23 protein-coding genes are annotated in these 23,467 nt (G+C 61.2%); 13 read left to right on the forward strand and 10 right to left on the reverse strand.

Annotation, left to right across the window (positions count from 1 at the left end):
- Positions 1–17: 17 nt before the first annotated feature.
- The 6 genes from NCG91_RS00685 to NCG91_RS00710 all read left to right on the forward strand — a co-directional run bounded on the left by NCG91_RS00685 (position 18) and on the right by NCG91_RS00710 (position 6,023).
- Entirely contained in the window at positions 18–1,898 is a 1,881-nt protein-coding gene (locus NCG91_RS00685) for an ATP-binding protein (protein WP_251348163.1), read from the forward strand.
- Between the two features lie 162 nt (positions 1,899–2,060).
- Positions 2,061–2,771 carry a response regulator transcription factor gene (locus NCG91_RS00690; RefSeq protein ID WP_251348164.1) on the forward strand — a complete coding sequence of 237 codons (711 nt, stop codon included), beginning with the start codon at positions 2,061–2,063 and terminating at the stop codon, positions 2,769–2,771.
- On the forward strand, positions 2,768–3,991 hold the full coding sequence (locus tag NCG91_RS00695) for a sensor histidine kinase (protein ID WP_251348165.1): 1,224 nt from the start codon (positions 2,768–2,770) through the stop codon (positions 3,989–3,991). Before NCG91_RS00690 ends, NCG91_RS00695 begins: the two co-directional genes overlap by 4 nt.
- A gap of 75 nt (positions 3,992–4,066) precedes the next feature.
- Complete coding sequence (locus NCG91_RS00700) at positions 4,067–4,948, forward strand: CE1 family esterase (RefSeq protein ID WP_251348166.1); 882 nt, start codon at positions 4,067–4,069, stop codon at positions 4,946–4,948.
- Between the two features lie 59 nt (positions 4,949–5,007).
- The gene (locus NCG91_RS00705) at positions 5,008–5,514 is read left to right on the forward strand and encodes a hypothetical protein (protein WP_251348167.1); all 507 of its coding nucleotides are present in this window, start codon (positions 5,008–5,010) and stop codon (positions 5,512–5,514) included.
- Positions 5,511–6,023, forward strand: a complete 513-nt coding sequence (locus NCG91_RS00710; protein ID WP_251348168.1) for a DUF1993 domain-containing protein — start codon at positions 5,511–5,513, stop codon at positions 6,021–6,023. Before NCG91_RS00705 ends, NCG91_RS00710 begins: the two co-directional genes overlap by 4 nt.
- A 3-nt stretch (positions 6,024–6,026) precedes the next feature.
- Here NCG91_RS00710 and NCG91_RS00715 read toward each other — a convergent pair whose 3' ends face one another.
- The 3 genes from NCG91_RS00715 to NCG91_RS00725 are packed head-to-tail and all read right to left on the reverse strand — an operon-like array spanning position 6,027 to position 8,415.
- Entirely contained in the window at positions 6,027–6,482 is a 456-nt protein-coding gene (locus tag NCG91_RS00715) for a hypothetical protein (protein WP_251348169.1), read from the reverse strand.
- A complete protein-coding gene (locus NCG91_RS00720) occupies positions 6,479–7,456 on the reverse strand; it encodes a D-2-hydroxyacid dehydrogenase (protein WP_251348170.1) in 978 nt (325 codons plus the stop codon). Before NCG91_RS00720 ends, NCG91_RS00715 begins: the two co-directional genes overlap by 4 nt.
- Positions 7,453–8,415 carry a LysR family transcriptional regulator gene (locus NCG91_RS00725; RefSeq protein ID WP_099667375.1) on the reverse strand — a complete coding sequence of 321 codons (963 nt, stop codon included), beginning with the start codon at positions 8,413–8,415 and terminating at the stop codon, positions 7,453–7,455. The genes NCG91_RS00720 and NCG91_RS00725 overlap by 4 nt, the downstream gene beginning before the upstream one ends.
- Before the next feature lie 175 nt (positions 8,416–8,590).
- Here NCG91_RS00725 and NCG91_RS00730 point away from each other — a divergent pair, with 175 nt between their 5' ends.
- The 6 genes from NCG91_RS00730 (at position 8,591) to NCG91_RS00755 (ending at position 16,584) form a co-directional block, all read left to right on the forward strand.
- A complete protein-coding gene (locus tag NCG91_RS00730; protein ID WP_251348171.1) occupies positions 8,591–8,776 on the forward strand; it encodes a hypothetical protein in 186 nt (61 codons plus the stop codon).
- Positions 8,773–9,633: an alpha/beta hydrolase gene (locus NCG91_RS00735; RefSeq protein ID WP_251348172.1), complete on the forward strand. Its 861-nt coding sequence runs from the start codon at positions 8,773–8,775 to the stop codon at positions 9,631–9,633. Before NCG91_RS00730 ends, NCG91_RS00735 begins: the two co-directional genes overlap by 4 nt.
- 271 nt (positions 9,634–9,904) lie before the next feature.
- Positions 9,905–11,149 carry an efflux RND transporter periplasmic adaptor subunit gene (locus tag NCG91_RS00740; protein WP_251348173.1) on the forward strand — a complete coding sequence of 415 codons (1,245 nt, stop codon included), beginning with the start codon at positions 9,905–9,907 and terminating at the stop codon, positions 11,147–11,149.
- Between the two features lie 2 nt (positions 11,150–11,151).
- Positions 11,152–14,352 carry an efflux RND transporter permease subunit gene (locus NCG91_RS00745; RefSeq protein WP_099667378.1) on the forward strand — a complete coding sequence of 1,067 codons (3,201 nt, stop codon included), beginning with the start codon at positions 11,152–11,154 and terminating at the stop codon, positions 14,350–14,352.
- Positions 14,353–14,396: 44 nt separating this feature from the next.
- Positions 14,397–15,842, forward strand: coding sequence for an efflux transporter outer membrane subunit (locus tag NCG91_RS00750; RefSeq protein WP_251349199.1), 1,446 nt, complete (start codon positions 14,397–14,399; stop codon positions 15,840–15,842).
- A 175-nt stretch (positions 15,843–16,017) separates the two neighbouring features.
- Positions 16,018–16,584, forward strand: coding sequence for a fasciclin domain-containing protein (locus NCG91_RS00755; RefSeq protein WP_435526457.1), 567 nt, complete (start codon positions 16,018–16,020; stop codon positions 16,582–16,584).
- Between the two features lie 55 nt (positions 16,585–16,639).
- Here NCG91_RS00755 and NCG91_RS00760 read toward each other — a convergent pair whose 3' ends face one another.
- The 6 genes from NCG91_RS00760 to NCG91_RS00785 all read right to left on the reverse strand — a co-directional run bounded on the left by NCG91_RS00760 (position 16,640) and on the right by NCG91_RS00785 (position 19,905).
- Positions 16,640–16,906: a hypothetical protein gene (locus tag NCG91_RS00760; RefSeq protein ID WP_251348174.1), complete on the reverse strand. Its 267-nt coding sequence runs from the start codon at positions 16,904–16,906 to the stop codon at positions 16,640–16,642.
- A gap of 55 nt (positions 16,907–16,961) precedes the next feature.
- The gene (locus NCG91_RS00765; protein ID WP_099667380.1) at positions 16,962–17,300 is read right to left on the reverse strand and encodes a hypothetical protein; all 339 of its coding nucleotides are present in this window, start codon (positions 17,298–17,300) and stop codon (positions 16,962–16,964) included.
- Positions 17,301–17,415: 115 nt separating this feature from the next.
- On the reverse strand, positions 17,416–18,438 hold the full coding sequence (locus NCG91_RS00770; protein ID WP_251348175.1) for a serine hydrolase domain-containing protein: 1,023 nt from the start codon (positions 18,436–18,438) through the stop codon (positions 17,416–17,418).
- A gap of 205 nt (positions 18,439–18,643) precedes the next feature.
- Positions 18,644–18,976, reverse strand: a complete 333-nt coding sequence (locus tag NCG91_RS00775) for a hypothetical protein (protein ID WP_251348176.1) — start codon at positions 18,974–18,976, stop codon at positions 18,644–18,646.
- Between the two features lie 41 nt (positions 18,977–19,017).
- Positions 19,018–19,371 (reverse strand): hypothetical protein, encoded by a 354-nt coding sequence (locus NCG91_RS00780; protein WP_251348177.1) that lies wholly within the window; start codon positions 19,369–19,371, stop codon positions 19,018–19,020.
- 222 nt (positions 19,372–19,593) lie between these two features.
- Entirely contained in the window at positions 19,594–19,905 is a 312-nt protein-coding gene (locus tag NCG91_RS00785; protein ID WP_099667384.1) for a hypothetical protein, read from the reverse strand.
- Between the two features lie 281 nt (positions 19,906–20,186).
- Here NCG91_RS00785 and ligD point away from each other — a divergent pair, with 281 nt between their 5' ends.
- Entirely contained in the window at positions 20,187–21,107 is a 921-nt protein-coding gene (ligD, locus tag NCG91_RS00790) for a non-homologous end-joining DNA ligase (protein WP_435526458.1), read from the forward strand.
- Here ligD and NCG91_RS00795 read toward each other — a convergent pair.
- Entirely contained in the window at positions 21,091–23,421 is a 2,331-nt protein-coding gene (locus NCG91_RS00795) for a PAS domain S-box protein (protein ID WP_251348178.1), read from the reverse strand. The two genes, ligD and NCG91_RS00795, sit on opposite strands and share 17 nt — an antisense overlap.
- Between the last annotated feature and the right edge of the window lie 46 nt (positions 23,422–23,467).

Here is a 23,467-nt window from a genome sequence, read left to right on the forward strand (position 1 = left end):
CGTAATGGGTGAATATTTTGAAGCCACAAATTGAGTTTAAACATGTGTTGGGTGAGTTGTCTGTTAATAGACATGATCCATGTGAAGTATTGCGTGAACTGGTATCAAATTCATATGATGCAAATTGTAATAAAATTTATTATGCGCCGCTGAATACGGAAAGAGGATTCGCTTTTCTTGATGATGGAAGTGGTTTATCTACGACAAAAAAAATTAACGGGATAACACCGTGGGAAGCTTTTTTCTCAATAGGAAGATCAACAAAGAAAAAAGGAAGTGCAATTGGTTATAAGTGCCAGGGGACCAAATTATGTTTTGCATGCTCAAGAATACTTGTTGCCACAAAAACATCAGCAAAATCGGAATGGATTTTTAAAATAATTGACAACCCAAGAAGTAATTTGGATGTAAGTTTCGATATCTCACCCCATAAGAATGAGCAGGATCTTGAAACGATAATTAGAAATTTTTTGCCTGATCCATCTAGTGATACAGATGCGGCAATTACGGATTTGGTTGATTATGCTTCAGATTTTAAGACCGGAACCTTGGTTTTTATTGATGGGCTCGATACTGAAAATTATGCAAAGTATTTTACGTTAAATAAAAACATCGAAGAGTCATATGTTTTTAATTATATTCGATTTTTTACTCGACATGGTGACGTACGTCGACTTGATAAATTGCATGGATTTACTCAAAATCAAATTACACAAATTGCAAGCAAAATTGGTGAGGCTGAATTAAGCTGTTTTTCAAATAAAAAGAGATTAATAATTCCTCACGGATTCCCGTATTTGGAAAAGCCTAATGTTGAAGATGCAAAGTCGCCAGCTGCAGTGTCTCGTTTGCGTGATGGTCGTTTTTTTAGTCGGGCAGCTAAAGCAATTCAAGTTGGTGGGAAAACATATTCGTTGATACTTGCAATTGATGGAAATCGACGCGCCCATGAAGAGTATCAAAATCTTGATCGAAAAGGAAAAACTAGATCAGGTGTACGTCTTGGTGATCAGCGCGGTTTATTTATATCCGTAAACGGTATAAAAATCTGTAAATATCTAGAGTTGCTTGAAAATATTGATGATTACGGTGTCCTTGCTGATGCGGAAAGCTCTAGTCATTTTTGCATCATAATTGATGGTGAATTTGATTTGGTTACTAATAGGAATTCACTTAGTAAAAAAGCATTCGACACTCTTACTGACCCTGAATTTTTAAAGGAGTTTAAAAAATTTCTTGATGTGCAGAAGAAAACTGACAGTGTATTTAGCGAGCTAATTTCTCGACTTAAGAAGGAAAGTACGGAAAATAAATTAAATGAGCAAATGGAAATATTGGAGACGGCTCGGAATCGGTTGAAAAAAAGAGAAAGATTTAGAATTAATACTACGGGAAAAGAACATTTATTTCTATCTCCTTTGCCGGGTGAGGAGTATTTGGTTGGGGTTCTTTATGCGACATTGGCAAATATGCTGCCGCCTAATTCGCCGTATGTTGATTATTGGAAGAAAATCGTTACATTTTCCACGCAGGGAATCGATAGCTTGGGTATTGTAGATGAGTCAATTTCCTCTCCCTTAAAAGAGTCCAATGTCGTTACTGTTGAATATAAGTATGATTTTAACAATTCCGGTCCTTTCAATCATGCATTGGCTGTAGTTGATTATATTGTGGCTTGGGATGTTGGGTTGAAAAATGAATGTAAAATACATGACAGTTATACTTGCTTTGGAGATGTCAAGAAATCCACAAAAAACGACTTTGAATGGATTATTTCTGATATAGAAAGTGAGGATGGAGCGGTATATAAAAATACTGTTCGAGTAATTTGCTTGAAGGATCTTATAAGGAAAACATTTTCTATAAAATTTAGTACTCCGGATAGTAAGATTGGCTAGTAATTATTTTGTTCTTATAATGGTATTGAGAAATGCCATTTTCATTTGGTAAGTCATAATTATTCCAAGAATTTAAAATTTGGCTGTTTTTTTATTTTTTCATGAGCGTTTTTTTTTGCTATGAAGATTGATTTGGTGTATTTTAATTTCTACTGATGAATAATGAGCAAGCTACCCCTGAGTATCCTGCTGGTGGAAGACCACCTGGCCATCGCGCGCCAGGTGCTCGATTTCCTCGACGGCTTGCGCTGGCAGACGGATCATGCGGGCACGGGTGCGCTGGCCGTGCAATTGGCCACGCGCAACAGCTATGACGTGGTGCTGCTGGACCTGAACTTGCCCGACATGGATGGTTTGCAAGTGTGCCGCGCCATCAAGGCGGCCGCGCCCAGCAATGTGCCGATTTTGATGCTGACGGCGCGCGACGCGTATGAAGACAAGGCACGCTGCTTTCGCGACGGCGCCGACGATTACCTGACCAAGCCGTTCGACTTGCGCGAAGTGGCCTTGCGCTGCGAAGCGCTGGCGCGCCGGCAGCAGTTGCACGTGCACCAGGAAATGCGCGTGGGACCGTTCACCTTGCAGACGCGCGCAGGGCGCGCCCTGTATGGCGACGCACCGCTGCCATTGACGCAGACGGGTTTTAAAATTCTGTTGCTGCTGTGCCGCGAATACCCGCACGCCGTCTCGCGCTCGGCCTTGCTGCAACAGCTGTGGGGCAGCCAGCCGCCCGACAGCGATGCGCTCAAATCGCACATCTATGCGCTGCGCAAGCAGTTGGAGTTGCTTGGCGGGGTTGGCGCGGCAGGCATGCTGGTGACCATACCGCAGCTGGGCTATCGCCTGGCCTTCGACGCGGCGGCATCGCCATGAGCAAGTCGATCCGGCAGCGCCTGTTTGCCGCCCTGGCCGGCTTCACCATCCTGCTGTGCCTATGCTACACGGGCCTGGCGCTGGTGATTGCCTACGTCACGGAAGACATGCTGGTGCAGCGCCTGCTCGAGCGCGAAGCGGCGGCCGTCAGCATGCGCTGGCAGCAGCATGGCAAGCTTACGCCTTCTGGCAGCGACCTCATCACGGTTTATGGCAGTTACCTTGACTTGCCTCAAGCGGTGCGTGCGCAAGTGCCGCCGTCCGCCCCGCGCGGGGAAGTGTTTACGACGACTGGCCAGCATTATCACGTGCTGGCGCTCGATGTCGTTGCTGCTGGCCAGCCGCAGCGCGCATACCTGCTGGCCGATGTGGCGCCCGTGCTGGTGGTCTCGCGCCTGGCGCGGGAAGTGGGCGGCGTCGTGGCTGGCGTGGCGCTGGCGCTGATCGGCCTGGCCCTGCTGCTGGCGTACTGGCTGGCGCGGCGCCTCGTGCTGCCCTTGCAGAGATTGGCCCAGGAAGCGCGCCGGCTGGCGCCCGGCGGCGCCGTCCATTTCAGCGAGCGCGACCGCCCCGATGAGATCGGTTTCCTGGCGCGCCGGCTGGAAACCACCTTTGCCGAATTGCAGGCGGTGTTGCGGCGCGAACAGGCTTTTGCCCGCGACGTCAGCCATGAATTGCGCACGCCGCTGACCTTGATGCACAACACCCTGGCGCTGGACGATGCGCAGCCGCTGGGCAAGCAGGAGCAGGCGCAGCTGCGGCAATCCACGGACGAGATGCGCGCCACCATCGACGTGCTGTTCGCGCTGGCGCGGGCCGAGCAACTGCCGGGCGACGTGGTCGAATTGCGCGGCTGTATCGAGCAATGCCTGCTGCGCCTGCTCGACGAACACCCTTGGGATGCCAGCCTGCTGACCCTGGACTTGCCGGAGCGGCTGGAGGCGGTCGGCAACCCGCAACTGGTCATGTTGCTCCTGAATAATTGCCTGGCGAATGCCCTGTTCCATGGCGGCCCCGCTTGCCGCATCAGCATTGCGTTTGCGCAAGGCCGCCTGAGCATCGTCAATACGGTGACTGCGGGGCAGCCGCGGCGCGTCCACGGTTTCGCGCATGGCCAGAACCTGCTGCTGCGCCTGGCGCAAGCCATGCACTGGGACATCGTTTTCCATCCGGGCGCGGCGCAGTACCGCGTCGACATCATTCCCCTCCAGAAACAGTAAAAAGCAGGGAGATTTCACCGCGATTTCACCGGCGCCTGCGTAAGCTGCAAGCTCTTGATCAACGGAGAAAACCGCATGAAATGTCTTATCAGCCTGCTGGTGCTGGCCTGCACCAGCATCCCCGCGCTGGCGCAAGTGACCAGCATTGTCCACAAGGACGAAAAGCGCCGCTACATCGTCTACACGCCGGCTGCATATCAAAGCCAGCCTCAGAAGACCTTTCCCGTCGTCTTCAATTTCCATGGCGGCGGCATGAGCATGGCGGAACAGATGTTGTACACGCAGATGAACAAGACGGCCGAGCGGCACCAGTTCATCGTCGTCTATCCGCAAGGCATCAAGCAGGACTGGAACGTGGGTTTCGGCATGGATTACCTGGCGGGCACGGACGACGTAGGCTTTACGCAAGCGATGTTGAGCAAACTCAAGCAGGATTACCGCATCGACGAGCAGCGCGTGTATGCCACGGGCCTGTCGCGCGGCGGTTTCTTTGCCCTGCGCCTGGCGGCCGAGCTGCCGCAGCAGTTCGCCGCCGTCGCCGCGGTGGGGGCGCCCATGCCGGAACCCGTGGTGCAGCATCACCAGAAAACGGACAAGGTCGGCATGCTGTTGATACAGGGCACGGCCGACAAGGTCGTGCTGTTCGAGGGCAAGGCCGCCAGCTACCTGTCGGCCGAAGGCACCTTCGATTACTGGCGCAGGCACAACGGCATCGACGGCGCCAGGCCGCAGCCGCGCCTGCTTCCTGGCCCCGCTGGCGACGCCACGCAAGTGACCTGGCAGGAACAGGGGAGTGGTACGGGCGGCGCCAGCGTGGCCTTGCTCACCGTAAAGGAGGGCGGCCACACGTGGCCGGGCGCCGATGCGTTTAATATTGGCCTGCCCATCGGCAAGACCACGCGCGCCATCGATGCGAATGAGGTGATGTGGGAGTTTTTCAGCCGCCATCGCCGTTGACGCCATGCTAGGATAGCGGCGCAGGGCGTAATCATCAGGCAATAGGAAAGGCAGGCACAGTGGGATTATCAACAGCAGGTATCGCGGCCATGGCCGAGGCGATCTTTGCCAAGCCCGGCGCGGCCGTGGCGCAGGCGTATTCGGAGCCGGAACGGGAAACGCTGCATTTCCACTCGCCTGCCGAGCTGTGCGCGTATGCCGCCAGGCTGGAAGCCGAAGGGGCCGGCGAGGTGTTCCTGGCCGTGCATTACCCGGACATGGCCGGGCAGTTTGCCCCGACCCGCATCGCCCTCGACCCGGCCCAGTGCGGCGGCCTCACGTATCGTCATGTGTGCGAAGGCTGGGGCGTCATCCACGTGTATCTGCGCCTGTCCAGCGGCAAGGGACTGGCGTCGCAGGTGAGCGCCAATTCGCAGAAGCGCGCGGAAAAATGGCAGCGCCATTACCCGGCATTCGGCCCGACCGACGCCTGGGACTGGGACGCCGTGGGCCGCCACGAACGCCGGCTGATCCGCGTGCTGAAGAAGGCCGTGGCGCACGATATGGCGGCAGGGGGCTTGTCATGACGGACATGATGCAGATCAATCCCATCATCATCTTTTGCCGTTCCCTGGCGCAGCTTTCCGCCATGCTCGACAAGACCGGCACCGCGCCGCACATGCTGGCGGCGCGCCTGCACCCGGACATGCTGCCATTCGCCCAGCAAGTGCGCGCGGCCGTGAGCTTTTCCCTGCGCGGCTGTTGCCCGCTGGCAGGGTTGGAGGTAGCCGATTTCAGCGCCGTCGCCAGCCTGCAGGAACAAATCGCACACACCATGCGTTACCTCAAGGACATTCCCGTGGAGCGCTTCGACGGTCCGCCGGACCGCATCTGCCGCGACCGCGCCGGCTTCGCCGACATCGCGCTGCCGGCCGATGAATTCTTGCAGCTGTACATACTGCCGAATTTCTACTTTCACTTCAGCATGGCGTATGCGATTGCGCGCAGCGCCGGCGCGGCCATCGGCAAGGGCGATTTCGACGGTTATCACGCGTATGCGCCGGGTTTCAGCTTTGAGCGGCCTGCAGCGACGTAGTTCCTACAAGCCCGCGTCTTTCCACGACGCCAGTCCCAGCCGCTTCAACAGCCGGCCCGACAGCCCGCAGCTCCAGCAACTGATCTGGATTTGCCGCTGCCGCGCCGGGTCCGCATGCCAGGCTTGCTCGGCGTAGTCGAGCAGGGCGTCGCTGAGGGCAGAGTTGTCGGCGACGGGCGGCAGGCGCGACATCAATTCAAGCACGCCGTGGGCGGGCTCCTTGATCTGCAGCAAACCCGCCAGCAGGGCGCGCAGGACGGCGCCGTCGATGTTGCTGCTTGCTTGCGTGAAACGCTGCTGCCAGTACGGGCTGCGCGCCCACCACAGCGCCAGCAGCGGGGGCACGTCGGCGGACTGCAGTTGCCCGATCAGCTCGTCCGCCTCGAGAAACAGGTCGAGGCGGTCGTATTCATCGTCGTCGCTGCACAGCAGTTCATCCAGCTCGTTTAACAAACTCATGCCACCACGTTCGTGGGCGCACCCCGTTCGAACGCTTCCACGTTGCCGATCAGGATGTCGGCCAGTTTCTGCATGGCTTCGCCGCTGGCCCAGGCCGTGTGCGGCGTGAGGATGAAGTTGGGCAGGCGCAAATTGAGCAGCGGGTTGTCGGGCGGAGGCGGCTCCTTTGATAACACGTCGAAACCGGCGCCGGCGATCACGCCGTTCGTCAATGCCTCCGCCAGCGCCGCTTCATCGACGAGGCCGCCCCGCGCCGTGTTGATCAATAGCGAGGTCGGCTGCATGCGCGCCAGTTCCTTTGCTCCGATGATGTTGCGTGTCTTGTCCGTCAGCGGCAGGTGCAGACTCAGCACGTCGGAACTGGCCAGCAATTCGTCGAAGCCCACTTCCTTCACTCCATCTTCATTGATGGGCGAACGGTTGTGCACGATCACCTGCATGCCGAAGGCGCGGCCCAGCTGGGCCACGGACTTGCCCAGCGCGCCGTAGCCCAGCAAACCCAGGCAGCTGCCGGCCAGGTCGCGGATCGGGTGGCCGAACAGGCAGAAGCGGTCGGACGCCTGCCACAGGCCCGCTTCCACGTCCGCGCGGTAAGCAACGAGCTGGCGGCGCAGGGCCAGCATCAAGGCCAGGGTATGCTCGGGCACGGTGGCGCGCGCATAGTCGCGGATATTCGCCACGACGATGCCCCGCTCGCGGCAGGCGGCCAGGTCGAGGATATCCGTGCCCGTGGCGGCCACGGCGATCATTTGCAGGTCCGGCAATTGCGCCAGCTCGGCCGCGCGCAGCGGCACCTTGTTCGTGATGGCGATCGTGGCGCCTTGCAGGCGAGCCACCGTCTGTTCGCTGCCCCTGGTGTGCGCATGTTCTTCCCAGCTGTGTGCAAAGGCGGGTGGGCGCACGGTGGCGATCAGGCTGTCGCGGTCGAGAAAGACGATGCGGTGCGGGTGCGGCGATGTGCTTGCTGCGGTCATGGCTGGGCCTCGGTCTGGGTGGCGCGCGCGCTGGGAAGGCTGCTCTTGCCCTTGAGCTGCGTGGCCGGGTGGTTGGTAAACATGTCGGCGACCCATTCGACAAACACGCGCACCTTGGCGGACAGATGGCGGTTGGGCGGATAGATCACGTGGATGGGCAGCGGGTCGGATTCCCATTCGCTGAGCAATTCCACCATTTTGCCTTGTTCTATCAGGGGCGCAAGCATGAAATGCGTCATTTGCACGATGCCCAGGCCCGCCAGTCCGGCGGCCGTGTAGGCATTCGAGTCGTTCAGGGCGATATGGCTGGGCATGGCGATCTGGATGCGGTCGCCGGCGCGCGTGAAATCCCAGTCGAAGGTCTTGCCCGTCTTGGCAGAGAAAAAATTCACGCCCCGGTGCTGCGCCAGGTCGTCCGGGTGCAGCGGCGTGCCGTGCTGCGCCAGGTAGCCGGGCGAGGCGCACGTCATGAAATGCAGCACGCCGACCCGGCGCGCGATCAGGTTCAGGTCGCCCAATTCGCCGCCGCGCACGGCGCAATCGACGCCTTCCTCGATCAGGTCGACGGGGCGGTCGCTGCAACCCAGTTCCAGCGAGATGTCCGGGTAGCGGGCAAAGAAGTCGGGCAGGGCGGGGATGATCAGTTCGCTGGCCAGGGCCGTGGGCGCATCCACGCGCAGGCGTCCGCTGGGACTCAGGCGCGTGCGCGACAGCGATTCCTCGGCCTCGCGCACGTCCGACAGGATGCGCACGCAGCGTTCGTAATAGGCGGCGCCGTCGGACGTGATGCTGACATGGCGCGTAGTGCGGTTGAGCAACTTAACCGACAGGCTCGCTTCCAGCGACTGGATCAGGGTCGAGACGGTGGCTTTCGGCAGCTGCATGTTTTCCGCCGCGCGCGTAAAGCCGCCCGCATCGACGACTTGGATGAAAACTTCCATGGCTTGCAGCTTGTTCACTTGATTCCTTATCACTTTATGCTTGATTATTCATAATCCTGAACAATCAATTCGTCATTGCACTCTTTATCAGATTGTAGATCAAGTCTATAGTTGTTGTACTGCAGCATAAATGTGATTGCCGCAGGAAGTTCACAGGAGAAAAATCATGGGTCATCGGAATGGAATCTTTGCAGTGCTCGCTCTCGCTATGAGCTCGCTCGCTTTGGCCGCGATGGTATCGACGGATGCATACTCGATGGCGGCGCAAAGCGAAGCCAGCGGTTATAGCGCCCTGACCCATGAAGTGGGCGGCGTCGCCCTGTTGTGCCTGAACGACACGGTGCTCGATGCTGCGGTACCGCCGGTGGTGGCGCAATGAGCTTTGCCGACACCGCTGCCGAACTGGCGCCTGGCCAGGCGCTGAAGATACGCGACATCCAGGTGCAGGGCGCGCAGGATGCGCTCGGCGCGCGCGTATACACTGCCGGCGTGCCGGGCGCCAAGCAGCCGAACCTGATGGTCTTCTTTCATGGCGGCGGCTTTGTCGACGGCGACCTGGACGATGCAGACGACTTCCTGCGCTGCCTCGTGCTGAGCAATCCCGACCACGTGGTGCTGGCCGCGAACTACACCTTGGCCCGCGTGCGGCCATTTCCCGCCGCCGTGGAAGACGCGCATGCCGTGCTGCTGTGGGCAAAAAAGAACAAGTCCAAGCTGGGCTGGACGGGCAAGCAGATGGTGGTGTCGGGCATCGAAGCGGGCGCCAACCTGGCCGCCGTATGCGCCATGATGTCGCGCGACCGGGGCGGACCGCCCCTCGCGGGCCAGGTGCTGATCATGCCCATGCTCGACCCCGGCCTGTCGACCTGCTCGATGCGCTCCTTGCCGACCTGTCCCGACCTGGCCGAAGTGGCGGACCAGTGCGCCGCCGCCTACCGCGGCTACCTGCCGAATGCCGCTGACCGTACCCACCCGTACGCGTCGCCATTGCAGTCGAGCCGCCTGAAGAACCTGCCGCCAGCCTTGATCTTGTCCAGCGAAGACGACCCATTGCGCGACGAGGCTGAACAATACGGCAGCAAATTGATCGCCTGCGGCATCAAGACGACCGTGCGGCGCATGGCCGCCGCGCCGCTGCAAGACGCCACCGCCCGCAATGAGTGCGCGTGCAAGGTGCAGGTATTGAGCGAAATTAGCAGTTTCGTCGCCGGACTGGGGCAGGAGCCCGAGTCATGACGCCGCCATCCGCAGCACCGCAAAAAAACTTACACTAATCAGTTTACTTTTTGAGTTTTGGTTGCTACACTACGCAGTGTAGTTCCCTTCCTGCCTGAGTTGTGCGTTCGCACAGCCAGCTTCGTCGTCCCCGTCCGCTTTTAAGCAGCTGGCGGCCTGTTTACCTTTGATCGAGCGCCGTCGGGCGCCATGGCACCACCATTCACTTTTTAAGCTGGGTTGCTTCCTGCCGCCCATACCATTAGAAATTTTCATAAAACAGGGAAATAAAATGAAAAACGTTCAACAATTTTCCACTCTGCTGAAGCCCCTGGCTGCCTCGCTCGCGCTGGCAGGTCTGGTGGCTGTGAGCCTGGCCGGCTGCGATTCGGCCAACAGCAAGGTGCCCGACGCGCCAGCGGCCGGCGGCCCGCCCATCTCGGCCGCCGCCGTGGTGGAAAAACAGATTACGGAAACGCAGGAATTCTCGGGTCGCCTGGAAGCGATCGAGCGCGTGGAAATCCGTTCGCGAGTCGGCGGCTTCATCACGGCCGTCAATTTCAAGCCGGGCAGCGAAGTCAAAAAAGGCGACGTGCTGTTCGTCATCGACCCGCGCCCATTCCAGGCCGAAGTGTCGCGCGCCGAAGGCACGGCCGCCTCGGCCCGCGCCAAGGCGGAACTGGCCAAGCTGGAACTGTCGCGCGCTGAAAAGCTGCTGGCTGAAAAAGCCATCGCCCAGCGCGAATTCGATGAAAAGGCCTCGGGCTTGAAAGAGCTGGACGCGAACGCCCGCTCGGCGCAAGCCGCGTATGAAGCGGCCAGGCTGAACCTGTCGTACACGCAGGTGCAGGCGCCGATCAGCGGCCGCGTCAGCAAGGCGGAAATCACCGTCGGCAACCTGATCGACGCTTCCGCCATCCTCACCTCCGTGGTGTCGACGGACCGCATCTACGCCAGCTTCGACGGCGATGAAGATACCTACCTGCGCGTGGCCGGCACGGCGCAAAAGGGCACGCCCGTCACCGTCAAGGTGGGCCTGGCCAACGAAACGGGCTTCCCGCACGAAGGCAAGCTGGAATTCGTCGACAACCAGCTCGACCCGGCCACGGGCAGCGTGCGCATGCGCGCCACCTTCGCCAACGCCGAGCGCCAGCTGGTGCCGGGCCTGTTTGCGCGCATCCAGCTCGACGGCGGCAATGGTCCGCAGGCGCAAAGCACGGCGCTGTTGATCAGCGACCGCGCCGTCGGCACGGATCAAAGCCGCAAATACGTGTACGTGGTGGGCGCCGACAACAAGGCCGAATACCGCGCCGTCAAGCTGGGCCCGACGTCGGACGGCTTGCGCGTGGTGCGCGAAGGCTTGAAGGCGGGCGAAAAGATCGTCGTCAACGGCTTGCAGCGGGTGCGTCCAGGCGCCCCGGTGACGCCGCAGATGGTGGCCATGGATTTTGACCCGACCGCGCCTGTCGCTCCCGCAAAACCTGAAGTAAAAGACGCCAAGATCGCCGCGAAAGCAGCATCGACTTCCAAGGAATAAACATGAATTTTTCCCGCTTTTTCATCGACAAGCCGATTTTCGCGGCGGTGCTGTCGATTGTCATATTCGTGGCCGGGCTGCTGTCGATTTTCGGCCTGCCCATCTCCGAATATCCCGACGTCGTGCCGCCATCCGTGGTGGTGCGCGCGCAATACCCGGGCGCCAACCCGAAAGTGATCGCCGAAACCGTGGCCGCGCCGCTCGAAGAGCAGATCAACGGCGTCGAGAACATGCTCTACATGTCCTCGCAAAACACGTCCGATGGCGCGATGATGCTGACCGTGACCTTCAAGATCGGCACCAACGTCGAGCAGGCCGAGACGCAGGTGCAGAACCGCGTGCAGCGCGCCTTGCCGCGCCTGCCCGAGGAAGTGCGCCAGATCGGCGTGACGACCGTCAAATCGTCGCCCAACCTGACCATGGTGGTGCACCTGGTCTCGCCGAACAAGCGCTATGACGACATGTATCTGCGTAACTACGCGGTGCTGAACGTCAAGGACCAACTGGCACGCTTGCCCGGCATGGGCGACATCCAGATCTTCGGCGCCGGCGACTATGCCATGCGCATCTGGCTCGACCCGCAAAAGGTAGCGGCGCGCGGCATGACGGCCAATGACGTCGTCGACGCCATCCGTGAGCAGAACGTGCAGGTGGCTGCAGGTGTCATCGGCGCTTCGCCGGCGAAAAACTCGGACTTCCAGCTGACCGTCAATACCCAGGGCCGCCTGCAGACGCCCGAGGAATTCGGCGCCATCATCGTGCGCACGAATGCCGACGGCGCCGTCACGCACCTGAAAGACGTGGCGCGCGTGGAAATGGGCGCCAACAGCTACTCGCTGCGTTCGCTGCTGAACAATAATCCGGCCGTCGGCATGGGTATTTTCGAAGCGCCGAATGCCAACGCGCTGCAACTGTCGTCCGACGTGCGCGCCAAGATGGACGAACTGAAGAAAGACTTCCCGCAAGGCGTGGAATACCGCATCGAGTACGACCCCACGCAGTTCGTGCGCTCGTCCATCGAAGCCGTAATCCATACGCTGCTGGAAGCCATCGCCCTGGTGGTGCTGGTGGTGATCATCTTCCTGCAAACCTGGCGCGCCTCGATCATTCCGCTGCTGGCCGTTCCCGTCTCCATCGTGGGCACCTTTGCCGTGATGCTGGGCTTTGGCTTCTCGATCAACACGCTGTCGCTGTTCGGCCTCGTGCTGGCCATCGGTATCGTCGTCGATGACGCCATCGTGGTGGTGGAAAACGTCGAGCGCAACATCGAGGAAGGCTTGTCGCCGCGCGACGCCACCATCCAGGCCATGAAAGAGGTCAGCGGTCCTATCGTCGCCATCGCCCTGGTGCTGTGCGCCGTGTTCGTGCCGATCGCCTTCGTGCCCGGCCTGTCCGGCGAGTTCTATCGCCAGTTCGCGCTGACGATCGCCATTTCGACCGTGATTTCCGCCTTCAGCTCGCTGACCCTGGCGCCAGCCCTGTCGGCAGCGCTGCTGAAGCCGCACGATGCGCCGAAAGACGCGCTGACGCGCGGCATGGACATGGTCTTCGGCCGCTTCTTCGCCTGGTTCAACCGCTTCTTCGGCCGCGCTTCGCACCGCTATGAAGCGGGCGTGAAGGGCGTGCTGGGCCGCAAGAGCGCTTCGCTGGGCGTGTATGCGTTGCTGGTCGTTGCCGCCATCTTCACCTTCAAGTCCGTGCCGGCCGGCTTCGTGCCGGCGCAGGACAAGCAATACCTGGTGGGCTTTGCGCAATTGCCTGACGCCGCTTCGCTGGACCGCACGGAAGATGTCGTGCGCCGCATGTCCGACGTCATCAAGTCGGTGCCTGGCGTCGAATCGACCATCGCCTTCCCCGGCCTGTCGATCAACGACTTCACCAACGCGCCGAACGCCGGCATCGTGTTCGCCACCCTGAAGCCGTTCGATGAGCGCAGCAGCAAGGAATTGTCGGGCGGCGCCATCGCGGCCGAGATCAACAAGCGCCTGGGCGGTATCCAGGACGCCTTCATCATGGTTTTCCCGCCACCGCCCGTCAACGGCCTGGGCACCATCGGCGGCTTCAAGATGATGATCGAAGACCGCGGCAACCTCGGTTACGACGCGCTGTACAACGCCACCCAGTCGCTGGCCGCGAAAGCGTACCAGACGCCGGAACTGGCGGGCGTGTTCTCGGGCTACCAGATCAACGTGCCGCAGCTGTTCGCCGACGTCGACCGCGTGAAAGCCAAGCAGATGGGCGTGCAGCTGCAAACGATTTACCAGACCTTGCAGATCAACCTCGGTTCGCTGTACGTGAACGACTTCAACCAGTTTGGCCGCACCTACCAGGTGCGCGTGCAAGCCGATGCGGCGTTCCGTTCACATGCCCAGGATATCGCGCAGCTGAAGGTACGCAATGACAAAGGCGAAATGATCCCGCTGTCGTCGTTGATGCGCGTCAAGGATAGCTATGGTCCGGACCGCGTGCAGCGCTACAACGCGTATGCCGCAGCCGATTTCAACGGCGGCGCCGCCCCTGGCGTGTCGAGCGGCCAGGCGCAAGCCGCGCTGGAACGCATCGCCAAGGAAGTGCTGCCGCAGGGGATTTCGTATGAGTGGACGGAGCTGACCTACCAGGACATCTTGTCCGGCAATACGATGATCTATGTCTTCCCTCTGTGCGTGCTGCTGGTGTTCCTCGTGCTGGCCGCCCAGTATGAAAGCTGGACCCTGCCGCTGGCCGTGATTTTGATCGTGCCGATGTCCATCCTGTGCGCCTTGCTGGGCGTCAAATTGACCGGTGGCGACAACAACGTGTTTACCCAGATCGCGCTGTTCGTGCTGGTGGGGCTGGCGTCGAAGAATGCGATCCTGATCGTGGAATTTGCCCGCGAACTGGAAGAGCATGGCCGCACCGTCGTGCAAGCGGCGCTGGAAGCGTGCCGCCTGCGCCTGCGTCCGATTTTGATGACGTCGATCGCCTTCATCATGGGCGTGGTGCCCCTCGTGTTCTCGCACGGCGCCGGTTCGGAAATGCGCCATGCGATGGGTGTGGCGGTCTTCGCCGGCATGCTGGGCGTGACCTTCTTCGGCCTGTTCCTGACGCCCGTGTTCTACGTACTGCTGCGCACCCTGGCGCAGCGTTTTGAGAAAAAACCAGCCGATGCTGCCGCCAAGCCTGCCGCCGCGCCAGCATTGAACCTGGAAGGAGATATATATTGAAAACCAAGGAAATCATCTGGCGCGTCAAGCCTGTGCTGACCGCCATGGCCGCAGCCGTGCTGCTGGCGGCCTGCGCGGCGCCGGAGTTCAAGCAGCCGCAGATCGAGACGCCGACGGCGTTCAAGGAAGCGCAAGCCTTGCCCGCCGTGCAGACGGCGGCCGACGGCACGCGCTGGAAGCAGGGCGTGCCGGCCGAGCGCCAGGCGCGCGGCGAGTGGTGGCTGGCCTTCAATGATCCGGCCCTCACAAGCCTGATCAACGAAGCCACGCAGGCCAATGCCAACCTGGCCGTCGCCGCCGCCCGCGTCAAGCAGGCGAGGGCGATTGCCGGCATCGCCGAAGCGGACCGCATCCCGCAAGTGGGCGTGAACGTGGGCGGCCAGCGCAACCGCGCTTCCGCCGTGTCGCTCGGCTTGCCGAACGGCGCGCCGGTGGCGGCCACGAATGTCTACCAGGCGAATCTGACGGCCAGCTACGAAGTCGATTTGTTCGGCCGGGTGGCATCGAACGTCAGCGCCTCGCGCAGCGATGCGCTGGCCGTGGAGGCGACCTATCGCTCGGTGCTGCTGTCCTTGCAGGCCGACGTGGCGCAAACCTACTTCCAGCTGCGCGCCACGGATGCGGAACTGGCGACATTGGCCCAGACGGTGAGCCTGCGCGAGGAAAGCGTGCATGTGAACCAGCGCCGCTATGACCTGGGCGATATCGGCGAATTCGACTTGTCCCGTGCCCGCACGGAGCTGTCGACGACGCGCGCCGAAGCCATCGGCCTGCAGCGCCAGCGCGCGACCAGCGAACATGCGCTGGCCGTCCTGCTGGGTAAACCGGCCGCCAGCTTCACGGCGACCGTCAACCCGCTGCAGGACAGCGGCTTCCTGCCCGTGATCCCGGCCGGCATGCCGTCGTCCCTGCTGGAGCGCCGTCCCGACATCGCATCGGCGCAGCGCACCATGGAAGCGTCGAATGCGCGCATCGGCGTGGCGAAATCGGCCATGTTCCCTGCGTTGACCCTGAACGCCTCAGGCGGCGGTGCGTCCGATACGTTCTCGGACATCTTCAAGTGGAGCAGCCGCTCCTGGCTGCTGGGCGCCCTGATGTCGATGCCCATCATCGACGGTGGCCGCAACAAGGCGGCCGTGAGCCGCAGCGAAGCGCAGCTGGAAGAGTCGGTGGCGACGTATCGCCAGAGCGTGCTGGTGGCGTTCGCCGAGGTGGAAGACAACCTGGCCGGCCTGCGTATCCTGTCGGGCCAGACGCAGCAGATCGACGAAGCCGTCGTCTCGGCGCGCCGCTCGGCCGACCTGGCGCAAAAGCTGTACGACGCGGGCCGTTCCAGCTACCTCGATCTGCTGGACGCGCAGCGCAACCTCGCGGCCATCGAGCGCAATGCCGTGCAGCTGCGCGGCAACCGCGCCGTCACCACGGTGGCGCTGATCCGCGCCCTGGGCGGCGGCTGGGGCGAGACGGAGCCGCAGGTGGCGGCCAACTGATTTCCGGCACCGCGGGCTGGCATGTCCGGCCCGCGACAAGGAAAACATCGTCAAAACGGCGTCGTGCGCTTGCACGGCGCCGTTTTTTTGTTTTCAGCGAGTTGAATCCGTTTGCGGCAAGGCCGCGTAAGTACTCCTGCAATCACGCAAATGCAGTCATCCAGGAGATACCATCATGCGCACCTTTATTCCCGCAGCACTGTTTGTCACCGCCTTTACTTCCCTGCTGGCCGCCAGCGCCCCGTTTGCCGCCGACATGACGACCATGGTGGGCGGCCAGAGCATGTACCCGAGCAAGGACATCGTCGACAACGCCGTCAACTCGGCCGACCACACGACCCTGGTGGCTGCCGTCAAGGCGGCCGGCCTGGTCGACACCCTGAAAGGCAAGGGTCCATTCACCGTGTTCGCGCCGACGAATGCGGCCTTCGGCAAGCTGCCCGCAGGCACCGTCGAGACCCTGGTGAAGCCGGAAAACAAGGCGACCCTGACGAAGATCCTCACCTACCACGTGGTGCCCGGCAAATACGACTTCAAGGCGCTGGCGAAGGAAATCAAGATGCACGACGGTAAAGCCACCTTGCCCACGGCCAGCGGCGGCAAGCTGATGTTCGCCATGAACGGCATGCACAACATCGTCTTGATGGACGAGGGCGGCAACAGCGCCAATATCAGCACCTATGATGTGTATCAATCGAATGGCGTGATCAATGTCATTGACACGGTGCTGATGCCAAAATAAACGGACGAAAAAAAAGACAGGGAAGACCCTGTCTTTTTTGCCTGCATGGCGCCGATTACTTGGCTGGCGCTGCTGCTGGTGCGGAAGCTGCCGCTGCGGCCGGAGCTGCTTGCGTTGCCGGTGCTGCTTTCTTCGCCTTGTGATGCTTGGCTTTCTTGTGCGCGGCCGGTTTGACGGCGGCTGGCGCTTCAGCCTTGGCTGCTGGTGCAACGGCGGCGGCGGAAGCTGCTGGAGCGGCCGGTGCTGCAGGTGCGGCTGGCGTCTGGGCGAAAGCGGCGGTGGCGAACAGGCTGGCGATCAGGGTGGCGATAACGTTTTTCATGATGAAATCCTATAAGGTAATGGCGCGAATGAAAATCGGGTGCTGATGGACTGGATTACTTGCTTGCTGCAGGCGCTGCTTCAGCGGTGGCCGACGCCAGTTTGGCATCTGCCTTGGCCTTGGTTTTTTTCGCAGTGTGATGCGCCTTGGCCTTGGTGGTGGCAGCTTCCGTTTTTGCGCTGGCGACTTCCGTTTTCGCGGCGACGACAGCTTTCGCTTCTTTGGCGTCCGCTTTCACGACGGCTTGCGCTTCCTTGGCATCCGCTTTCACGACGGCCTTGGTGTGGGCTGCTTCCACTTTGGCGGGAACCGAGGCTGCGGGAGCTGCTGGCGTTTGAGCAAAGGCAGCGGTTGCGAACAGGCCGGCGATCAGGGTAGCAATTACTTTTTTCATGGTGCAGTCCTCAGTGGTGGTTTGTCTGGTATGTCTGTTGGTGCCGGGATGATTCCCGTGTCACTGAGCATAAAACGCGCCCCCGGACGCTTGCGTTGACGGTCATTACAATCGCTTACATCTGCGTGGCATCCGCGGCCAAAATGGCTTTCAGGATGTCTTCCGAACGGCGCTGCCCGTAGCCCTTGCCGTACGCGCTCGATGCGATGCTCACCACCATGCGGCGCGCCGGTATCACGTAGATCTTGTTGCCGCCATTGCCCGAGGCGAAATGCACGGCGATCTTTTTCCCGGCCACGTCCTGCGTCTTCGCGTACCAGAAATAGCCGTAGCTGTCGGCATAGCGGTCGACGGCGCCGATGGCCACGCGCGGCGCCAGCGCTGCCTTGAGCCAGGCGGCGTCGATCACCCTCTTGCCGTCAAATACGCCGTCGTCCAGCACCATCTGGCCGATTTTTGCCGTGTCGCGTGCGCGCAGCGACAGGTTGCCCTGGCCTTTCGGGTGGCGTGCCACGTCGCGGCCCCAGCTCCAGCGCGTGATGCCCAGCGGCGCGAACAGCGCCTTGGCGGCGTAGTCTTCCAGGTCGGCGCCGCTGGCGTTTTCCACCACGCGCCCGGCAATGTAGGAACCCAGCGAGTTGTAGCGGTAGATGCTGCCCGGCTTTGTTGCGGCCGGCACGCCGCGCACGAAGGCGGCGGGGTCGGGCGCTTCATCGAGCTTGTCTTCATTGCCGGGCGAGTGTTCGTCTTCATCGAAGGCGGCCAGGCCCGAACGCATGGTCAGCAAGTCGTCGAGGACGACCTTGCCCGCCGGGCTGGCAGCGACTTCGGGCCAGTAGCCGCCCACCGTTTTTGTTGTCGCCAGCTGGCCGCGCGCCACGGCCGCACCCACCAGCAGCGCGGTGATGCTCTTGCCGGCCGAGCGGATGTCGTGCAGGGTGTCGGCCGTCTCGCCGTTGTAATAGCGCTCGGCGACGATGGCCCCGTCGCGCAGCACGAGGACGGCGCGCAAGTCGCCATGGCTGTCGCCGTCCCGGGCTTGCAGGACTTGATCGAGGATGGCGGGGGCGCTGTCCTGCGCCAGGACAGGGCATGACAGGAAGAGGGCACTCAATAGTGAGAACGGCAGGCGGCGCATGGACAGCTTTCGTGGCGATGGTCGGATTGCCAGTGTCGCCCAATTGCGCCGTTTTGTCGCGCGCAAGCTGGCCTGTTCGATGAAGTTTGCGTGAAGGCGCGCCGGACGAGCACCATGCAAAAGGGACAGCCGAAGCTGTCCCTGGTACGCGAAGTGGCCAAGCAAGCGCAGACCCGGCGGATGCGCTTGAGTGGCTACATTTGGCTTACTTTGCCGGTGTGGCAGCAACTGCGGCGTCCGCTTTTGCCGCATCCGCTTTTGCCTTGGCTTTGCCGGCCTTGTGATGGGCCTTGGCCTTGGTGGCTTTGGCGTCGGCCTTGGCGCTGGCGACATCGGCTTTCGCATCGGCTGCGACGACCGCTTCCTTGGCGTCCGCTTTCACGACAGCCTTGGTTTCCTTGGCCTCTGCCTTGGCGACGGCTTTCGTGTGGGCTGCTTCCGCCTTGGCGGGAACCGACGCTGCCGGGGCGGCAGGGGTTTGGGCGAAGGCTGCGGTAGCGAACAGGCCGGCGATGAGGGTAGCGATAACTTTTTTCATTTTATTTTCCTGGCAAGTGGTAAGTGATGGTGTGTCGATGATTACTTGGCGGCTGCTGGCGCTGGTACAGATGCTGGCGCTGCAGCGGTGGCTGAAGCCAGTTTTGCGTCCGCCTTGGCCTTGGTTTTCTTGGCTTTGTGGTGCGCCTTGGCCTTGGTGGCAGTTGCTTCCGTTTTTGCGCTGGCCACTTCCGTTTTCGCGGCGACGACGGCTTTCGCTTCTTTTGCATCCGCTTTCACGACGGCTTGCGCTTCCTTGGCGTCGGCTTTGACGACAGCCTTGGTGTGCGCCGCTTCCACTTTGGCGGGGGCCGACGCTGCCGGGGCGGCAGGGGTTTGGGCAAAGGCTGCGGTAGCGAACAGGCCGGCGATCAGGGTAACAATTGCTTTTTTCATGGTGCAGTCCTCTGTGGTGGTTTGTCTGGTATGTCTGTTGGTGCCGGGATAATTCCCGTGTCACTGAGCAGAAAACGCGCCCCGGAAGGTTATGGTTGACCTTGTTTACACTTTCTTACAATCAGGTGATTTAAGCGATGTTCATTGAAGAAGGCGGCATGAAAATGCAAAAAGACAGCCGAAGCTGTCTTTTTGTGTGGCGCGGAAAAAGCGCGGAGGGACTTACTTGGCTGCTGCTGCGGTTGCTTCAGTCTTGGCTTCGTCAGCCTTGGCTTTGGCTTTTTTCGCTTTGTGATGGGCTTTTGCCTTGGTGGCGGCTGCGTCGGCCTTGGCGCTGGCGACATCGGCCTTGGCATCGGCGGCGACGACTGCTTCTTTCGCATCGGCTTTGACTACGGCTTTGGTTTCCTTGGCTTCCGCTTTTGCCACTTCCTTGGTGTGCTTGGCTTCGGCCTTGGCAGGCACGGCTGGCGTTTGAGCAAAGGCTGCGGTAGCGAACAAGCCGGCGATCAGAGTAGCGATTACTTTTTTCATGGTGCAGTTCCTCGAGAAGTGGGGTTGTAGTTCAGGAGATGCATTTCCCCTGTCACTGAGCCAAAAACGCGCCGTATGGCAATCGCGTTGACAACGATTTGATCTAATTACAAACACTTACATTTGCCGGGGCAGGCGCTCTGTTAGCTGGCGTACCGCGCCAGGTGCCGCGGCGGCCTAGACTCAAGGCCACGCGCCGTTCCGGGGACGGTGTCAAGCTCAAATGCGGGCTGCGCCAGGAATTCGTCACCGGCGGCGGCCCGATCGACAGGGAGAAGACGATGCAGAACACCTCCACGCCGGACGGCGCCTTGCCGGCCAGTTTCAGGGTCAGCCATGCGGACCGGGTCATCGACAGGGACAGCGGCGCCAGGAAGATCGACCTGGTGCGCTATTACGCGCTGGTGGGCAAGCTGATGCTCGTGCACCTGCGCGGCCGGCCCGTGTCGCTCGTGCGCGCGCCGGCGGGCGTGGGCGGCGAGCTGTTTTTCCAGAAACATGCGGAGTCGTCGGCCATGCCAGGCGTCAAGCAGCTCGATGCCAGGCTGGACCCCGGACACCCGCCCATGCTGGCCGTGGCCAGCCTGCAAGGCTTGCTGGCGGCGGCGCAGTGGAATGTGGTGGAGTTTCACACGCAAAATGCGCTGGCCAGCGCCTACGACACGCCGAATCGCCTGGTGTTCGACCTGGACCCGGGCAAGGGCGTGGCCTGGCCCGCCATCCGGGAAGCGGCCGTGCTGCTGCGGGCCTTTTTGACGCAGCTGGGCTTGCCCGCGTTCCTGAAAACCAGCGGCGGCAAGGGCTTGCACGTGGTCGTGCCGATCCGCCCGCAACACGACTGGGAGACGGTGAAGGCGTTTTCGCAAGCCATCGTGGCGCACATGGCGCAGCACATCCCGACGCGTTTTGTCGTCAAGAGCGGTCCCGCCAACCGGGTCGACAAGATTTTCATCGATTATTTGCGCAATGGCCGGGGTGCCACCACCGTGTGCGCCTGGTCGGCCCGCACGCGTTCCGGGCTGGGCATTTCCGTGCCGCTGGCCTGGGAGGAACTCGACCAGCTGAAAGCGGGCGACCAATGGAACGTGGGCAATGTCCACAGCCGCCTCGACATGGGCAACGCGCCGTGGAATGGCTATGCGCGCAGTGCGAAGGGACTCGATGCTGCGATGAAAAAGCTGGCCTTCAGTCCTCCTGCCTGAACGGCACGACGGCGCGCGCCAGCTGCAGCGCTTCGTCGATGGCCGCGTTGAGCTGGGGAATCTCGACGGGTTTGGTCAGGTAGCGGAAAAAGCCCGCGGCCAGGCCATGCCGGATATCGCCCTTCATGGCATTCGCCGTCAGGGCGATGACGGGGATGTGCGCCGTGCGCGTATCGTTGCGCAGGATGCGTTGCGCCTGGTTGCCATTCATGCCGGGCAGGTTGATATCCATCAAGATCACGTCCGGGCGGCGTTCCAGCGCCAGCGCGATGCCCTGGCGCGCATCGGTGGCCGAGATCATGCGCAGGTGGGGCAGGAAGCTGACGATGTCTTCCACCAGGCGCAGGCTGGCCGGATTGTCTTCCACGTACAGCAGCAGCGCCTGGCCGCCGTCGGCATCGCCCCCGGCATCGCAGGCAGGCTCGGGCAACCCTTCCGTCTCCAGCGGCATCCTTTCGGGCGGCGCTGCCATCGTATCGAGTTCAATCCAGAACACGCTGCCCACGCCGAGGCAGCTGTGCACGCCCATGCTGCCGCCCATCAGCTCGACCAGGCGCTTGGTGACGACCAGGCCGATGCCCGTGCCTTCTTCGCTGCCCGCCTCCTGTCCCAGGCGGTTAAACGGCTGGAACAGCTCGGCCATCTGCGCATCGTCCAGTCCCTTGCCCGTGTCGCGGATGGCGATGCGCACGCGTTGCGCCTCGGGCTGCGAGACTTCCAGCTCCACCTTGCCGGCCGGCCGGTTGTACTTGATGGCGTTTGACAGCAGGTTCAGCAGCACTTGCTTGAGGCGCGTATGGTCGGCCCTGAGCGTCAGCGCCTCGCAGGCCGGAAACACCAGGTGAATCTGGCGCTGCTGCGCCTGGTCTTCCACCATCACGCGCACTTCCTCGATCAGCGCGGGCAGCGTCACCGCTTCCATCGACAGGCTCAGGCTGCCCGATTCGATCTTCGCCAGGTCGAGGATTTCATTGATCAGGGTGAGCAGGTGGCGGCCCGAGGTGACGATGTTTTGCACGAAGGTGCGCTTTTGCAGCGCGGTCGCGGGCAGGGCTTCATTGGCCAGCAGCTGGGCGAAGCCGAGGATGGCGTTCAGCGGCGTGCGCAGTTCGTGCGACATGCTGGTGAGAAAGCGGTCCTTCGCCTGGCTGGCCCGTTCGAGTTCGATTTTCTGTTCGTTCAGCGTGCGCTCGATGCGCTTGCGTTCCGTGATGTCGCGGATGGCCGACGAAACCAGCATGCCTTCTTCCGTTTCCAGCGGCGACAGGCTGATTTCGACGGGAAATTCGGTGCCGTCGCGGCGCAAGCCGTACAGTTCCAGGCCCGCGCCCATGGAGCGGGCGCGCGGCGCCGCGGAAAAGGACTGGCGGTGATGCGGATGATCGTGTGCATAGCGGGCCGGGATCAGCACTTCAACATTGCGCCCGAGCAACTCCGCGCGCGAGTAGCCGAACAGGCGTTCCGTTTGCGAGTTGACGAGCACGATCTCGCCATCGCCGTTGACGATGACGATGGCGTCCGGCGCCGATTCGAGCAAGCCGCGGAACTTTTGCTCGGCCCGGCGGCGGTCGCTGACGTCGCGGATGGCGCTGATGACGAAGGTGCCGATTTCCGTCTGGATGGGCGACAGGCTGATTTCCACGGGGAATTCGACGTTGTCTTTGCGCAAGCCCAGCAATTCCAGGTCGGCGCCCATGGTGCGCGTGCGCGGCTGGTCGAAATAGCGCGCGCGGTGCCCCACGTGCGCATGGCGCAGGCGTTGCGGCAGCAGGCTATCGATTTGCCTGCCGCTCAATTCGCCTTCCGCATAGCCGAACAGGCGCTGCGCCTGCTGGTTGGCCAGCACGATGGCGCCCGTCGCATTGACCATGATGACGCTGTCCGGCGTCGATTCGAACAGCACGCGGTAGCGCACGTCGACGAACTGGGCGTCGCGCGCCGCCTTCAGCAAGGTCGTGTCCTTCATGGTGGAAATCAGGTAGCGGGGGCCGTCCGGTGCGCGCTGTGCGGCCTGGCAAGCCACGTCGACGTAGATGAGCTCGCCATCCTTGCGCCGCCGCAGCGATTCGCGGTCGTAGCTGCCGTGCAGGGTCAGCTGCTCGGCGATCAGCGGGCCAGCTTCGGCCTGTCCCGGCAGCGAGATCAGTTCCCACAGCGTGCGGCCCAGCGCTTCGTCGCTGGCATAGCCGAAAATGCGCTGCGCCCCCGCCGTCCAGCGCACGACGACATGGTCTTCGCTCGTGATGACAACGCCGCCAGGGGCGCCGCTGAGGATAAGCTGATCTAACTCGGCATCCATTTTTTCCGCACGCATGACAGGGCTTGCCGGGCGGCAGGCTGTGTGCATAACGTAGCGAGAA

Source organism: Janthinobacterium kumbetense, from assembly GCF_023703445.1.
In the GTDB taxonomy this organism is placed as follows: Bacteria; Pseudomonadota; Gammaproteobacteria; order Burkholderiales; family Burkholderiaceae_D; genus Janthinobacterium; species Janthinobacterium kumbetense.